The organism is Agromyces neolithicus (assembly GCF_039529735.1).
Classification (GTDB): domain Bacteria; phylum Actinomycetota; class Actinomycetes; order Actinomycetales; family Microbacteriaceae; genus Agromyces; species Agromyces neolithicus.
Genome location: NZ_BAAANJ010000003.1, coordinates 1 through 15012 on the forward strand (window position 1 = coordinate 1; position 15012 = coordinate 15012).

General features: G+C 69.4%; 17 protein-coding genes. 7 read left to right on the forward strand and 10 right to left on the reverse strand.

Annotated features, from left to right (window positions below; genetic code table 11):
* Positions 1–102: 102 nt before the first annotated feature.
* Together ABD164_RS05120 and ABD164_RS05125 are read right to left on the reverse strand one after the other, a co-directional pair.
* Positions 103–483 carry a DUF1304 domain-containing protein gene (locus ABD164_RS05120; RefSeq protein WP_344294114.1) on the reverse strand — a complete coding sequence of 127 codons (381 nt, stop codon included), beginning with the start codon at positions 481–483 and terminating at the stop codon, positions 103–105.
* 39 nt (positions 484–522) lie between these two features.
* Positions 523–2445, reverse strand: coding sequence for an FAD-binding monooxygenase (locus ABD164_RS05125; RefSeq protein WP_344294116.1), 1923 nt, complete (start codon positions 2443–2445; stop codon positions 523–525).
* A 170-nt stretch (positions 2446–2615) separates the two neighbouring features.
* Between ABD164_RS05125 and ABD164_RS05130 the strand changes: the two genes are divergently transcribed.
* On the forward strand, positions 2616–3347 hold the full coding sequence (locus ABD164_RS05130) for an IclR family transcriptional regulator (RefSeq protein WP_344294118.1): 732 nt from the start codon (positions 2616–2618) through the stop codon (positions 3345–3347).
* Positions 3348–3374: 27 nt separating this feature from the next.
* Here ABD164_RS05130 and ABD164_RS05135 read toward each other — a convergent pair whose 3' ends face one another.
* The 3 genes from ABD164_RS05135 to ABD164_RS05145 are packed head-to-tail and all read right to left on the reverse strand — an operon-like array spanning position 3375 to position 6237.
* Entirely contained in the window at positions 3375–4502 is a 1128-nt protein-coding gene (locus tag ABD164_RS05135) for a winged helix DNA-binding domain-containing protein (protein ID WP_344294120.1), read from the reverse strand.
* Between the two features lie 8 nt (positions 4503–4510).
* Positions 4511–5341 carry an ABC transporter permease gene (locus ABD164_RS05140; RefSeq protein ID WP_344294122.1) on the reverse strand — a complete coding sequence of 277 codons (831 nt, stop codon included), beginning with the start codon at positions 5339–5341 and terminating at the stop codon, positions 4511–4513.
* Positions 5338–6237: an ATP-binding cassette domain-containing protein gene (locus tag ABD164_RS05145; RefSeq protein ID WP_344294124.1), complete on the reverse strand. Its 900-nt coding sequence runs from the start codon at positions 6235–6237 to the stop codon at positions 5338–5340. Before ABD164_RS05145 ends, ABD164_RS05140 begins: the two co-directional genes overlap by 4 nt.
* Before the next feature lie 197 nt (positions 6238–6434).
* Here ABD164_RS05145 and ABD164_RS05150 point away from each other — a divergent pair, with 197 nt between their 5' ends.
* Positions 6435–7508, forward strand: coding sequence for a serine hydrolase domain-containing protein (locus ABD164_RS05150; protein WP_344294126.1), 1074 nt, complete (start codon positions 6435–6437; stop codon positions 7506–7508).
* Positions 7509–7523: 15 nt separating this feature from the next.
* Here ABD164_RS05150 and ABD164_RS05155 read toward each other — a convergent pair whose 3' ends face one another.
* Complete coding sequence (locus tag ABD164_RS05155; RefSeq protein WP_344294128.1) at positions 7524–8297, reverse strand: isocitrate lyase/PEP mutase family protein; 774 nt, start codon at positions 8295–8297, stop codon at positions 7524–7526.
* A gap of 232 nt (positions 8298–8529) precedes the next feature.
* Between ABD164_RS05155 and ABD164_RS05160 the strand changes: the two genes are divergently transcribed.
* Positions 8530–8937, forward strand: coding sequence for a hypothetical protein (locus ABD164_RS05160; protein WP_344294130.1), 408 nt, complete (start codon positions 8530–8532; stop codon positions 8935–8937).
* 42 nt (positions 8938–8979) lie between these two features.
* Here ABD164_RS05160 and ABD164_RS05165 read toward each other — a convergent pair whose 3' ends face one another.
* From ABD164_RS05165 to ABD164_RS05180, 4 genes are all read right to left on the reverse strand, one after another.
* The gene (locus tag ABD164_RS05165) at positions 8980–10206 is read right to left on the reverse strand and encodes a cysteine desulfurase-like protein (RefSeq protein ID WP_344294133.1); all 1227 of its coding nucleotides are present in this window, start codon (positions 10204–10206) and stop codon (positions 8980–8982) included.
* A gap of 75 nt (positions 10207–10281) precedes the next feature.
* Positions 10282–10542 carry a Txe/YoeB family addiction module toxin gene (locus ABD164_RS05170; protein WP_344294136.1) on the reverse strand — a complete coding sequence of 87 codons (261 nt, stop codon included), beginning with the start codon at positions 10540–10542 and terminating at the stop codon, positions 10282–10284.
* Positions 10539–10790 carry a type II toxin-antitoxin system Phd/YefM family antitoxin gene (locus ABD164_RS05175; RefSeq protein WP_344294138.1) on the reverse strand — a complete coding sequence of 84 codons (252 nt, stop codon included), beginning with the start codon at positions 10788–10790 and terminating at the stop codon, positions 10539–10541. The genes ABD164_RS05170 and ABD164_RS05175 overlap by 4 nt, the downstream gene beginning before the upstream one ends.
* Before the next feature lie 49 nt (positions 10791–10839).
* Positions 10840–11868: a LacI family DNA-binding transcriptional regulator gene (locus ABD164_RS05180; protein WP_344294141.1), complete on the reverse strand. Its 1029-nt coding sequence runs from the start codon at positions 11866–11868 to the stop codon at positions 10840–10842.
* 60 nt (positions 11869–11928) lie between these two features.
* Between ABD164_RS05180 and ABD164_RS05185 the strand changes: the two genes are divergently transcribed.
* The 4 genes from ABD164_RS05185 to ABD164_RS05200 all read left to right on the forward strand — a co-directional run.
* Positions 11929–12819 carry an ABC transporter substrate-binding protein gene (locus ABD164_RS05185; RefSeq protein WP_344294143.1) on the forward strand — a complete coding sequence of 297 codons (891 nt, stop codon included), beginning with the start codon at positions 11929–11931 and terminating at the stop codon, positions 12817–12819.
* Entirely contained in the window at positions 12816–13925 is a 1110-nt protein-coding gene (locus ABD164_RS05190) for an amino acid ABC transporter permease (RefSeq protein WP_344294145.1), read from the forward strand. The genes ABD164_RS05185 and ABD164_RS05190 overlap by 4 nt, the downstream gene beginning before the upstream one ends.
* A gap of 4 nt (positions 13926–13929) precedes the next feature.
* Positions 13930–14673 carry an amino acid ABC transporter ATP-binding protein gene (locus ABD164_RS05195; RefSeq protein ID WP_344294148.1) on the forward strand — a complete coding sequence of 248 codons (744 nt, stop codon included), beginning with the start codon at positions 13930–13932 and terminating at the stop codon, positions 14671–14673.
* The coding region (locus tag ABD164_RS05200; RefSeq protein WP_344294150.1) for a glutamine amidotransferase-related protein at positions 14674–15012 on the forward strand (339 nt) is incomplete at its 3' end.

Below are 15012 nucleotides of genomic sequence, written 5' to 3' on the forward strand. Positions count from 1 at the left end.
GAACGCAACCACAAGAAGCATTCGCCCCACCCCCGACGACGCGAAGCGCCTCCCACGCTCGATACGCTCGCCGGCGCTCGCGACTCGACCGGCGACCCGCGCTCAGGCCAAGGCGAACAACACGAACCCGATCAGCGGCAGCGTGCCCTGGATGAGCGCGGCCCGCAGGTACCCCCGCCCGGTCGTCGTGAGCACGAGCGCTGCGAGCACCATGCACGCCATCGTGAACAGCACGAGGGCCTTGCCCGCATCGATCGCGCCGGCCCAGTACAGCACGAGGCCGAGCGCCGCGCCGAGGCCGAGGAACAGGTTGTAGAACCCCTGGTTGTACGCCATCGGCCGGGTGGTGTCGGCGGCAGCCTGGTCGGCGACGCCGAACCGCTTCCACGTGGCGGGGCGGGTCCACCACACGCTCTCCATGAGGAAGATGTAGCCGTGCAGCAGCGCGGCGAGGGCGACGACGATGCTCGCGATGACGGCCATGCCGCGATCGTACCGCCGTTGCGCGTACCGCCCCGCCGCCTACGCCGTGGGCTGCAGGGCCGGCGCGGGCTGCTGCGACAGCATGTTGCCCGCGAAGAACTCCGTGAGCTCACCTCGTGCCGTCAGCGGCAGCACGTGGGCGACGTACTGGTCGGGCCGAACGACGACGAGGGCGCCGCCGCGATCGATGCCGCGGGCCTCGAAGAAGTCGTCGGTCTTGGGGTCGACGGCATAGACCTTCTCGTAGTCGATCAGCTGGAACGGCCCCACGCGCGGGAGGAAGACGTCGGGCACGCGGCCGATCTCGACGTCTTCGTAGCGCTGCTGGTACACGACCTTCACGTCGAAGACGCTGTCGATGTCGGCGCCGGCGGGCGTGAACCGTGCGACCGGCGAGTCGGCGGACGTCGCCATCCACTCGGCCCAGTTTGTCAGGGCGGATGCCTCGCCCGCCGCCGGGGCGTCGGCGAAGGCGTAGATGCGCCAGCGACCGTCGGCCCGGTGGTGGTGACCGAGGTGCATCTCGACCGCATCGGCGACGCGCGTGACCCCGGCCGACTTGAAGCGCTTGCCGATCGGGAAACCCGCCGCGAGCTCCTGATGAGTCGCCTCTCCCGTGATGGTCGACGGCGTGTACTGCGTCATGAACCCCGCCGGGAACTCAGCCGTGGCCGTGTAGAACTCGGCGAGCGCCGTGGGGCTGTCGAACTCTTCGGGCTTCTTGGCCATCAGCGTCGACCATTCCTTGTCGAAGTCGATGAGGTTCTGCGCGATGACCTGGCGCTCACCCGAGTAGGTGGCGAGCAGCGACGCGGGGCTACGGCCCTCGAGCACCTGGCCGAGCTTCCAGCCGAGGTTGAAGCCGTCTTGCATCGAGACGTTCATGCCCTGGCCGGCCTTGGCGCTGTGCGTGTGGCAGGCGTCGCCCGCGATGAACACGCGCGGGTCGCGCTGGCCGATGAGCTCGACCGGAACGTCGTCGAACCGGTCGGTGACCCGATGCCCGACCTCGTAGACGCTGTGCCACGCGACGTTGCGCACGTCGAGCGTGTAGGGGCTGAGGATGCGGTTCGCCTTCGCGATGATCTCGTCGAGGGGCGTCTGGCGGATCTTGCCGTGGTCGTCTGCGGGCACCTCGCCGAGGTCGACGTACATGCGGAAGAGGTACCCGCCCTCGCGGGGGATGAGCAGGATGCTGCCCTCTTCATGCGACTGGATCGCGCACTTGGTGCGGATGTCGGGGAAGTCGGTGACGGCGAGCACGTCCATGACGCCCCACGCGTGGGCCGAGACGTCGCCGACGTGTTTGCACCCGATCGACTCGCGCACCGCGCTGCGGGCGCCGTCGCAGCCGACGACGTACTTCGCGCGAACGACGCGCTCGTCGCCCTCGTAGTCGCCGGCGCTGCGCTTCAGCGTCACGCGCACCGGGAACTCGCCCTCGTCGTCGACCTCGAGCGTGACGAACTCCCAGCCGTAGTCGGGCGTTACCCGAGCCGGCCCATGCGCCGCGGCTTCGGCGAAGTAGTCGAGCACGCGGGCCTGGTTCACGATCATGTGCGGGAACTCGCTCACGTGGTGCGGGTCGTCTTCGGCGCGCGAGGTGCGGACGATCTTCGAGGGGTCGTCGGCATCGGGAGTCCAGAAGTGCATGGCCCGTAGCTGGAACGCCTCGGCGACGATGCGCTCGGCGAAGCCGAACGCCTGGAACGTCTCGACACTGCGAGCCTGGATGCCGTCGGCCTGGCCGATGGCGAGCCGGCCGGCCCGGCGCTCGACGAGACGGGTCGTCACCGACGGGTACTGCGACATCTGCGCCGCCAGGAGCATGCCGGCGGGACCGGAGCCGACGATGAGCACGTCGATCTGGTCGGGAAGGTCGGCCGGACGGTCGAGACCGGTACCCGACGCGGGCAGGATGCGCGGGTCTCCGGACACGTAGCCGTGGTGGTGGAACTGCATCGTCGTCGATCCCTTCCTCGGACTGCAATGTCGAGGTCTTGTGCCGGAGAAGCAAGCGCTCTATATTAGAACTCTTGTATCCATTATGGAATGAAGGCATGCTAATGCATGGCATGCGGCTGCGCAAACATGCGCCTGTGCACCCACGCGCGATCGCCTGAGAGGACGACATGGTCTCCGACGCACGACCCGCGACCGACGGCGGTCGGGCGGCGCCCGCGTCGCAGACCCTGAGTCGCGGCATCCGCGTTCTCGAGGTCCTCGCCGACGCGCCCGGGCCGCTCACCACCGACGAGGTGTCGACCGCGCTCGGCGTGCATCGCTCGATCGCGTACCGCCTGGTGCGCACGCTCGAAGACCACGGCCTGGTCGTTCGCGACTCGGCCGCGCGCATCGCGCTCGGTGCGCGCATGGCGGCGCTCGCCGCGAACGTCTCTCGTGACCTGCAGGCCGAGGCGCTGCCCGAGCTCACCGCCATTGCGAACGAGCTCGGCATCACGAGCTTCATCGCCGTGCTCGACCAGGCCGAGTGCATCACGCTCGCGAGCGTCGAACCGCGTCATGCGGTCGCGTCGATGGTGCAGCGCCCCGGCTCGCGGCACCCGGTCACGGTCGGCGCGCCCGGAAAGGTGATCCTGTCGATGCTGCCCGAGTCCGACTGGCCCGATGGCGTCTCAGACCGCCTGCGCGCCGAAACCGTCGAAACGCGGGCCCGCGGGTATGCGACGAGTCACGACGAGGTGATCCCGAGCGTGCAGTCGGTCGCGGTGCCGCTGTCGCTGCACGGCGGGCGTCCGGCCGCGATCGCCGTCGTCTACATCGGTCCGCGGCACGATCCCGCTGAGGTCGCGGTTCGACTGCAGCGCTCGGCCGCCACGATCCGCGGAGCCCTCGGCGGCTGACGGCGGGTCGCCGCGGCCCGACCGCACTCAGTCGCGCTCGACCTCGACCGCGGCGGGCAGTCCGAAGAACGCCTCGAGCTCGGCGACCGAAGCCGCGACTCCGCGTTGCTCGCGCGCGGTGAACCCGCGCCACGGCACGAGCCGAACCCGCACGCGCTTCGCCTCGACGACGGGCGCCCAGCGCCCGCTCATGACGCCGTCGATCATGAGCGCGTGCAGCGGGAACTCGGCGTGCACCGCGTCGAGCCCGTCGGGCAGCAGGTACGCCCGCGGCGCTGCGTAGCCCATTATGTACTCGTCGTACGCCTGCAGCAGGTCGACGCCGGTCGCCTGCGCGCCGTCGCCGACATTCGAGCGATCGGATGCCGCGGCCACGGCCTCGGCGTCGAGCCGGTGCGTCACGCCGTCGACGTCGACATGCTCGATGCGACCGCCGTGGGCGCCGGCCCGGTCGGCCGCGTCGGCGAACGCCTGCCGGGTGTCGCCGAGCGTGAACCCCGACCACGCCGCGAAGTCACGGTCGGTCGCCGGCCCGCGCGCGGCGAGGTAACGCGCCGCGAGTTCGGCGAGGGCCTCGTCGCGCGGCTTCGGCGGCGCGGGCGGAACGCGCTCGTCGAAGGCGGCGTAGGTGCGCTGCTTGCCCACGTTCGCGCCGCTGATGGCGACACGCTCGAGTTCGGCGTGCAGCATGACGTAGGTGAAGCCGAGCCCCGCCTTGGGCAGGCCGCCGCCCTCGAGTGCCGCCGTGATCTCGGCACGGGTGCGGTGCCCGCCCTCGAGCACGGCGGCGACGAGATCCATCGCGCGCGCGACATCCGCCCCTTCGAGACCCGTTTGCCGGTAGTACATCGCGTTCGCGCGGTGCACGCGTTCGGCCGACAGCTCGAGCACCCAGCGCGCGTCGTCGCGGTGCAGGAAGTGCCACGTCGGGCGCAGCACGTGCGTGCGCAGGATCTCTCCATCGTCGATCGCGGCGGCGACGGATGCCGCGCCCGGACGCCGGTCGTGCGGCACGCGCGCGGCGAGCCCCCACTGGGAGGGCACGAACTCCTGCGCCTGCACCGCGACGAACCGGCGCACGACGTCGGACGCTGACGCGTCGAACGGCGCGCGCAGGCCCTGCACCCGAAGGCGCAGGTCGCGCAAGGTCGCCACGTCCACCGCTACGTCACGTCCCTGCGCCAGGTCGTCGCCCCTCCGATGATGGTCGCGATCACGCCGATGGCCAGCAGCACGAGCCCGCCCTGCCACCAATCCAGCGATTCGGACGACCCTACGGCGGCGATGCTGTAGAAGGATGCCCCGACGAGGGCATCGCTCGCGGCGCCCGGCAGGAACTGCCCGACCTGCGCCGTCACCTCGTTGAGCGACGCCGCGAGGCGCAGGATCGGCTCGACGAACTGGGTGAACGCGATCAGGATGACGATCGCCGCGACCTGATTGGTGACGAGGGTGCCCAGACCCACGCCGATCGTTCCCCACAACGCCATCGCCAGCACACCGCGACCGATGAGCGCCCACGTGTCGCTCACGTCGAGCTCGGTGTCGAGGCCGAACGCGGCGAGCGCGGCGGCGCCCGTTGCCACCGACGTGGCGAACGCGATCACGCCGAGCCCGGCCCCCGCGATGAGCTGCGAAACGAACTTGGCTCCGAGAACGGTCGACCGGTGCGGCTCGGCAAGAAACGTCGGCGTGAGCGTCTTGTGCCGGAACTCGCTCGTCACCGCGAGCGCCCCGAGCAGCACTGGGAAGACATAGCCGATCGACGACGCGAAGCTGTAGAGCAGCGGCGCGAGCCTCATTCCGGGTGGCAGCTGCGTGTTGTTGCCGGTGTTCGCGGCCGCATCGGGGTTCTCGATGGTCCAGCCGAGGAAGGCGCCGAAGCCGCCCGCGAGGAACGCGACGTACGCGACGAGCAGAATCGCGATGAGCCACCACATGCGCGTGGTGAACACCTTCTGGAACTCGGAGCCGAGTGCGTGCACCGCGTTCATTCGTGCTCACCCCCGTTCACGAGTGTGAGGAATGATTCTTCGAGACCCGACTTCAACCGATGCAGGGCGCTCAGTTCAGCACCGCCGACGAACGCGGCATGTCCGACCGCCCCCGGGTCGGGGTTGTCGACGATGAAGCCGCTGCGGCCCTCGGTGTACGCGAACCCCGCGGCATCCAGTGCGGCCGCGAGCGCCGGGCGGTCGGGCGAGTCGGCGACGGTGCGCGGTGCCGCGTCGAGCTCGAGGCTCGCGAGCGTGCCGCTCTTCATGAGCCGCCCCTTCGAGATGATGACGACCTCGTCGACGGTCTGCGACACCTCGCTCAGCAGGTGCGACGAGACGAGCACGGTACGACCCTCACGGGCGAGCGCCTGCAGGAACCCGCGGATCCACTTGATGCCCTCGGGGTCGAGTCCGTTGATGGGCTCGTCGAGCACGAACACGCCGGGATCGCCGAGCAGCGTGTAGGCGAGGGCGAGCCGCTGGCGCATGCCGAGCGAGTAGCCGCCCACGCGACGGTCGGCGTGCTCGGTCATGCCGACCTGGTCGAGCACCGCCGCGACGCGTCCCGCGGGCAGCCCGGCGGCCGTGGCCGCGACCTTGAGGTGGTTGCGGGCGGTGCGGCCCGGATGGAAGTCGGCCTCGAGCGCCGCGCCCACGGTCTCGAGGGGGCGTTCGAGGTCGTGATAGGTCTTGCCGTCGAACGTGGCGGTGCCGGCGGTCGCCCGAACGAGCCCGAGCAGCACCCTCAGGGTGGTGGTCTTGCCGGCGCCGTTCGGCCCGAGGAACCCGGTGACGCGACCCGGTTCGACGGTGAAGCTGAGATCGTCGACGGCCGTGACCGCCCCGAATTGCTTGGTGAGCCCCGAGATCTCGATGGGGATGCCGGCTGCCATGCGCTCTCCTCACGCCGGGGGCGGACTCGGACGCCCTCCGACCGGCTCAGGCGCTGGGCCGCGCCCCCGCACAGCCCGTGGCGACCGCAGCCGCCACACGCTCACCCTAGCGAGCGAGTCGCATCCGGGTCATCCGTCGCGCGGGGGATTCGCATCACGGCAAATGCGCGAGGATTCCTCAGGAGTAAGATCCGAGCATGGCCGCATCGCGCGCCGCGTGGCGCGGCATATCGCTCCTCTCGATCATGATCGCCGTCGCGCCACTCGCGGGGTGTGTCGCCGCACCAGCCGAGGCCGGTCGCGTGGCGGGCGATGCCGACATCGTCACCGAGATCGGATCGACCTTCGCCGAGGACTACGAGCGCGCGGCGATCGCGGTCATCCACGGAGACGACGTGCGCACCGCCTTCGTCGGCGCCGGCGAGGACACGGCGTTCGAGATCGGTTCGATCACGAAAGTGCTGACCGGCGAGCTCTTCGCGATCGCAATCGAGCGCGGTGAGGTGTCACCCGACGACATGCTCGGCGAGCACCTCGACCTCGGCGACGCGCCCGTCGCGTCGGTCACGCTCACGCAGCTTGCGACGCATCACGCCGGTCTTCCGCACTTCTCGGAAGACCCGGGGTGGTCGGAGGATTTCGAGCAGGCGTACGCCGCGCGCGAGGATCCGCTGGACGACGATCTCGCGGAACTGATCGAACTCGCCCGCGGAGCTGAAGCGGCTCCCGAATCGGAGTTCGAGTACAGCAATGTCGGTGCCGCGCTGCTCGGGCAAGCCCTGGCGTCCGCGGCTGGCATCGAGTATCCCGAGTTGCTGCAGCAGCGCGTGCTCGACCCGCTCGGCATGGTGCACGCCGTCTTGGTCGAGCAGCCGGGCCAGGTGCCCGAGACCCACGCCGGGGGATTCAACAATCGGGGAGAGCCGGTCGAACCGTGGTCGATCGGTGCGTTCTCGCCGGCCGGTGGGGTGCACGCCACGCTCGGCGATCTCATCGCCCTCGCCCAAGCCGTGCTCGACGGCGACCTCGAGCGCAGCCCGGCGCTCGACCCGGTCGCCGAGGCCATGAATCCGAGGACGCAGATCGGATACTTCTGGTTCATCGAGCAGATCCGTCCGAGGACCATCACGCACCACCCCGGCCAGACCGGCGGATTCGGTGCAGCCCTGATCATCAACCGCGACAGTGACATCGCCGCGATCGTGCTCACGAATACCGAGAGCGACGTGTTCCGGCTCGGTCTGCAACTCTTGATCGCGGCTGAGCGCTGACGACTCGCAGCCTCCTCAGTTGAGCGAGCGGACGCCGTTGGGCAGCACGCCCCCGCCGTGCAGGTCGCTCGCGAGGTCCTGCAGGGCGCCGAGCACGACCCGCTGGGGGTAGGGGCCGTACGAGAGCCGTGCGACGCCGAGCTGCTCGAGTCGGGCCGGCGCAGGGACGTCGGGCAGTCCGATGAGGCTCACCCGGCGCTCGCCGATGCCGTCGACGAGCTCGGCCACGACGTCGTCGCCGAAGTTTCCCGGCACGAACACGCAGGTCGCGCCGGCGTCGAGGTACGCCCGGCCGCGCTCGATGGCGTCGGCGACCCAGACTTCGCGAGGCCGCTCCTTGCCGCGCAGCCACGCGTCGGTGCGCGCATTGAGTGCGAACGGCACGCCCTCGGCTTCGGCAGCTGAGAGCGCGGCGGAGACCGCGGCGACCGAGTCGGCGAGCGGCTTCAGCTGGTCTTCGAGGTTCGCGCCGGCGATGCCCTCGCCGATCGCGCGGCGGATCGTCTCGCCCGCGTCGCCGTAGCCGGCCTCGAGGTCGGCGGTGACGGGCACGTCGACCGCGCGCGCGATGCGACCGCACATGTCGAGCATCAGATCGGCCGGGATCTGCTCGCCGTCTGCGTAGCCGAACGACGCGGCGATCGAGTGGCTCGCGGTCGCGATCGCCCGAGTGCCGGGCAGGCCGGCGACGGCCGTCGCGCTGACGACGTCCCACACGTTCACCACCTGGAGGAGCTCGGGTGCGGTGTGCAGGTGGCGGAGTCGGGCGGCGTTCTCAGCAACGGTCATGGTTCCAACGTAGGGGGCGCCGGCGACCCCACCGGCGCTCGCCGCCGGGTGAGGTCCGATACCCGCGGGCGCAGATGTGAGGCGCCCGGTCGAACTCACCGGCCGCGGAGTTCGCCGATTGACGCCCTGTATGAACATGAGATAACGTCAGGTTCGCGGACTGCAGCGCGGAGACTCGCGTCGAATACGAGCTGTGGTGTTCGGGGGCTACTTCATTCGGTAAGGGGATCTGATGAAAAAGCGCTTCGTCACACGTGCACTGATCGTGATGGCCGCGACAGTGGGCATCGTATTCGTTCAGGCGGCACCGGCATCGGCCACCGTGCACGAGATCGTGGGCCAGTGGTGCTCCGGTCAGGAAGAACTCGCCCCGCCCGGCATCACCGGGCGCAGCAACGCCGACAATTTCGCGAAGCCGCTCTTCGCGTCCGGTTTCATCTCCGAGGACCTCGTCCCGTTCACCGGTGATGCAGGGCCCGGGTTGCTCATCGAGTTCAACTACGACAATCCGAACTCCAAGGTGGTCGGAACCGGTGTGTTCGTCGTCATCGACCCCTCCGTGCCGATCTACCTCGAACTGATCGAGCCCGACCCGAGCTTCCCGGCGTTCAAGCACTGCCCGAGACTGGCAACCGGCTGACCGATCGACGCATTGCGCTCGGCGCGAGCCGAGCGCGATCGTTCAGCTGATCGCGGTCGCCAGCCCGTCGAGCAGACGGTCGACCTCGTCGGCGTCGGTGTAGGGCGCGAGCCCGATGCGTAGGCCGCCGGCGTCGGCGAGCCCGAGACGGCGAGCCGCCTCGAGCGCGTAGAAGTTGCCGCTCGGCGCGAGCACCCTGCCTTCGGCGAGCCGCTTGGTGATATCGGATGCCTCGTGGCCGGCGAACGTCGTGAGCAACGTCGGTGTTCGGCGTGCGGCGCGTGACCAGATGGTCGCGCCGGGCAGCTCGCCAAGGCCCGCCTCGATGCGCGCGCGCAGCACGTCTTCGTGCTCGTGCAGTGCCGCGTACGAGGCGGAGAGCCGCGTGCGGCGCGAGCGCGGGACATCCGACTCGCCCGTCGCTGCGCCGGCAGACGCGAGCCCGGCGAGCACGTCGACGGCCGCGGTGACGCCGGCCAGCAATTCGTACGGCAGCGTGCCGAACTCGAACCGCTCGGGCACGGCGTTCGTCGCCGGCAGCAGCTTGTCGGGCATGAGCGTCTCGAGCAACTCGGGCGCCGCGGCGAGCACTCCGCAGTGCGGGCCGAGGAACTTGTAGGGCGAGCACGTGAAGAAGTCGGCGCCGAGCGCGGCCACGTCGGGCAGTTCATGCGCGGTGTAATGCACCCCGTCGACGTAGAGCAGCGCGCCGACCGCGTGCGTCGCGGCGGCGATCGCGGGGATGTCGGGCATCGTGCCGATGAGGTTCGACGCCGCGGTCACGGCGACGAGCCGGGTGCGGTCGGTGAGCGCGGCCTCGACGGCGCCGGTCGCGAGCTCGCCGGTCTCGGGGTCGAAGTCGACCCACCGCACCGTGGCACCGACGCGCTCGGCGGCCTGCACCCACGGCCGCACGTTCGAGTCGTGGTCGAGCCGCGTGACGACGACCTCGTCGCGTTCGCCCCAGCCCCGCGACAGCATGCGCGAGAAGTCGTAGGTGAGCTGCGTGGCGCTGCGCCCGTGCACGATGCCCCGCGGGTGCCCGTTGACGAGGTCGGCCATCGCCAGGCGGAACCCGTGCACGGCGGCCTCGGCGCGCTCCTCGGATTCGCCCGTCGTGCCGCGGTTCGAGAGCGGCCCGGTGAGCACGGATGCCACGGCCTCGCCCACGGCTCGCGGCGTCTGCGTTCCGCCGGGGCCGTCGAACTGGGCCCACCCGCTCTCGAGTGAGGGAAACAGGGACCGGATGTGCGCAACGTCGTAGGCCATGCCGAGCAGCCTAGTGACCGCCGCCGACCCCCGAACTCATGGCGCCGATGCCGGCGTCCCTCGCCGGGGCTTCAGTCAGCGCCCGTAGCGATATCGGCAGCCGGCAATGCGGATCTCTTCGTGCTCGACCTTGTAGATCAGGCGGTGCTCGTCGGTGATCCGACGCGACCAATACCCGTGGAATCCATGCTTGAGGGGTTCGGGCTTGCCGATACCTTCGTTGCCGTTACGGGCGATATCACTCAGCAGGGCATTGATACGTTTGAGGATCTTGCGGTCTTGCGCCTGCCACCAGCAGTAGTCGTCCCAGGCGTCCTCGTCCCAGATGAACTTCATTCGTGAAGGTCGTGCTGCGTGCCTTCGCCGCTCTCGAGGCGCTCGATCGATCCGAGGAGGCGGCGCGCGTTCGCGGGACTCTTCAGCAGGTAAGCCGTCTCTTTGAGGGACTCGTAGTCGTCGAGCGAGACGATGACCACTGGTTCGTGCCCCGCACGAGTGATGATGACCTCTTCTCGGTCGTCGACCACCGCCGAGAGGGTTTCGGCATACCTCGCACGGGATTCCGAGTACGTCATGGTGCGCATTGGGGATCCTTTCACGTACAAGAAATTGTACGCGCAGTTCGGCGGCGTTTCAAGGTGCACCCACATCTCCTCCGACGTGGACCCCGGCGGGCACGACCGTGACCGACTCGACGACATCGTGCACCTCGCGCGCCTCGAGCATGGCGATGAGCGTGCGCGCGCACAGCGCCCCGCTATGCACCGGATCGAGATGCAGGTAGCTGATGCGCGGATCGACGCCGACGCCCCTGGCGTCACCTGCGACCGAGACCTGCAGCTCGTCGGGCACGCGGATGCCGCGCTCTGCCGCCGCAGCGAGCAGTGCGCTGCTGTACGTCTCGTTGAGGCAGTGCACGGCATCGATGCGATCGCCGGCGCCGTCGAGCAGCCGGCCGGCGGCGTCGACCGGTGTCTCGCCCACCGCGAGCGCAGAGATCGCCTCGGGTACGTCGTGTTCGGAGCACCAGCGACGGTAGGCCGCGATCGTGTCGTCGGTGTAGCTGTCGTGCCGGGGTCCGATGAACAGGGCGGGGCGCAGCCCGCCGCCCGAAGCCGCATCGAGGTGGTCGAGCATCGCCGGCACGCTCTGCGCCATGTCGGATCGCACCGAGCGAAGGCGAGCTGCGGCATCCGTCGTCTCGTACCCGCCGTCGGTGACGACGGCCAGTCCGTTCGCAAGGCTCTGCTCGACGATCGCATCGTGGGGCACCGGGTCGACGACGATCACCCCGTCGAGCGGAACCTGGGTCTCGAGGTCGCCCGATGGTGAGCTCGGAGCCGCCGAGATCGAGTAACCGTGCTCGACCGCCTCGATGGCGGCCCCGGCGATGATGCTGCGGTAGTAGGGCATGTACGTCTGCTCCCAGACCGCCGAATCGCGGTAGCTGACGACGACTCCGATCACCCGGGATCGGCCGGAACGCAGGGCCTGGCCGATGCGATCGGGCCGGTAGCCGAGGCGGGCTCCGACGGCGAGCACGCGTGCCCGTGTCGCCTCGGCGACCTCGCCCTTGTTGTTGTACACCTGCGACACGGTCGCGGTGGAAACCCCGGCCTCGGCGGCCACCGTTCGAATCCCCACCTTGACACGCGTCGTCATAGGCCGAATACTACCGGTCGAACCTAAATCGTTTTAGGCGCACCCGAGAGGACAACTGCAATGACGCAATCACCCATCCGCGCCGCGTCCGTCATGGCCGCAGCCGCCGCTACCGCGCTCATCCTCGCCGGATGCTCGGCGCCCGCGGCGAGCGAGCCGCAGGCGAACGGGCTCCCCGCCTCGTACGGCGACTGCGAGGTCACCGGCGAGAAGGGCGAGTACACGCTCGACACCCTCACCGAGAACGAACTCGTCATGAAGGCCGACCTGCCCAGCCCCGGCTGGTACAACGGCGACACCGTGGAAGACATCCGCAGCGGTTTCGACTTCTGCCTGCTCGTGAACATCGCCCACCGTGCCGGCATCGACAACGTCAAGCTCGTGATGTCGTCGTTCGATGGACTCGTCGCGGGCAAGGCCGGCGACATGGACCTGTCGCTCAACCAGATCACGATCACCGACGAACGCCGCGAGGTCATGGACTTCTCGGATCCGTACTTCCAGTCGACCGCGGGCGTACTCGTCAAGAAGGGCGCCGACGTCGACGAGTCGAACCTCGCCGACTCCAAGCTCGGCGTGAAGCAGGGCACCGTCGGGCAGATCCTCGTGAACGACGTGATCAAGCCCGGCACCGAACCGGCCGTCTTCCCCGGCGACCCCGAGATGCAGGCCGCCGTCGCCGCAGGCAACGTCGACGCCGGCATCCAGGACCTCAGCATCGTGCTCGGCGCGGCTGTGAAGTCGGGCGGCAAGCTCGAGGTCGTCGGCCAGATCGAGACCGACGAGGCCTACGGCGTGATGCTGCCGAAGGATTCGCCCAACACCGAGATCGTCAACCAGATACTCGCCGACCTGAAGGCCGACGGCACGCTCGACCAGCTGAGCGCCGCCTACCTCACCGACGCCTACGGCGTCGACCCGGCCACCATCCCCGTGTGGAGCGTCGGATGACCACCCGTCTCGAACCGGCCGTGCAGCCCGTGAGGGCTGCGCGGCCGGCGCCCGCCGGGCATGCGAACGCGGTGCTGGTCGCCGCGCTGCTGCTCAGCATGCTCACGATCGGCATCGCCGCGTGGGCCGCGTGGCTCACGATCGAGGTCGCCGAGGCGGGGCCATGGCGCATCGTGCTCGGCGCTGCGACGATCGGGGTCGTCGTGCTCGCCGTGCTCACCCTGGTTCCCGTTGCCCGAGGGTTCCGCGAGCGCGGCCGATGCCTGCGCGCCTTCGCCGCCGATGACGTCGTCGTCGGTCGCGCCGCGCGCTACCGCGCGACGCACGCCGGGTGGCTCGCGATGGGGTACTGCCTGCCCGTGCTCGTCATCGCGGTGTTCACCCTCTTCCTGCTCGCGAACGACCACGCCGTGCAGAGCACGTTCTTCGACACGGCCTTCATGGCGCAGAGTCTCGGCGACATCCTCGTCGCGTTCTGGCAGAACGTGCAGATCGCCGTGCTCGCCGAGGCCTTCGTGCTCGTCTGGGGCCTCGTCATCGCCCTCGCACGACTCTTGCCGGGCGACGCGGGTAGGCCCATCCGCTGGCTCGCGACCGTCTACGTCGACACGTTCCGCGCCATCCCGTCGATCATCGTCATCTACCTCGTCGGATTCGGGCTGCCGCTCGCACAGGTGCCGTTCTTCAGCGACCTGAGCCCGCTGTGGGCCGCGGTGCTCGCTCTCACCCTGACGTACGGCGCGTACGTCGCCGAGGTCTACCGCTCGGGGATCGACGGTGTGCACTGGTCGCAGGTCGCCGCATCGCGGTCGCTCGGCCTCAGCTACGGCAAGACCATGCGCTTCGTCGTCGTGCCCCAGGCGGTGCGCCGGGTCACACCGCCCCTGCTGAACGACTTCATCGGCCTGCAGAAGGACACCGCACTCGTCACCGTGATCGGCACCGTCGACGCGTTCACGCAGGCCAAGATCTACTCGAGCAACTACTTCAACCTCTCGTCGGTCACGGTCGTCGCGATCCTGTTCATCATCATCACGATCCCGCAGACGCGATTCGTCGATCGGCTCCTCGAGCGCGACGCGCGCAAGCAGCGGGCGAAGGGCTGAGACCATGGCATTCCTCGAACTCAACGACATCGAGAAGTCGTACGGCGAGAACCGGGTGCTCAAGGGCATCACCCTGCATGTCGAACAGCACCAGGTCGTCTGCCTCATCGGGGCATCGGGGTGCGGCAAGTCCACCCTGCTGCGCTGCGTCAACGGTCTCGAGACGATCTCATCGGGTGACATCCGGCTGGGCGGCGACGTCGTTTCGGGTGAGGGCGTCGACCTCAACGCCCTGCGTCGTCGTATCGGCATCGTGTTCCAGAGCTTCAACCTGTTCCCGCACATGAGTGTGCTCGAGAACGTGACTCTCGCGCCCATCCGGGTGCTCGGCATCGACCGCACCGATGCCGAGGCCAACGCGCTGGCGCTGCTTTCGCGAGTCGGGCTCGATGAGAAGGCCGGTGCCTACCCCGACCAGCTCTCGGGCGGCCAGCAGCAGCGCGTCGCCATCGTGCGCGCCCTCGCGATGAACCCAGAGGTGCTGCTGCTCGACGAGATCACCTCGGCACTCGATCCCGAGCTGGTCGCCGAGGTGCTGAACATCGTGCGCGACCTCGCCGCAGACGGGCTCACCATCCTGATGGCCACACACGAGATGTCGTTCGCGCGCGAGGTCGCCGACTCGGTCGCGTTCCTGCACGAGGGCGTCGTGCTCGAGCAGGGCACTCCTGAGCAGATCTTCTCCGACCCGTCCGAACCGCGCACGCAGGCGTTCCTGCACAAGATCATCGAAGCCGGGAGGCTCTGAATGGCCCGAGTACTCATCGTCGAGCACGAGTCGAACGCCGGCATCGGCCTGGTCGGGGAGCGCATCGCCGCTGCGGGTGTCGACATGGTCGTCGTCGGTCCCGAGGCCGGGGGCGAGGTGCCCGAGTCGGCGGCAGGCTTCGACGGCGTCGTCGTGCTCGGCGGCACGCCCGGCCCGACCGACGACGACGACGCGGTCTGGCTGCCTCGCGTGCGCGCCCTCATCGCCGACTGCCTCGCACGCGAGGTGCCATACCTCGGCATCTGCCTCGGCGGGCAGATGCTCGCGGTCGTCGCGGGCGGCGTCGTCGGGCCGGTTCGCAGCGGCGCCGAGGTCGGC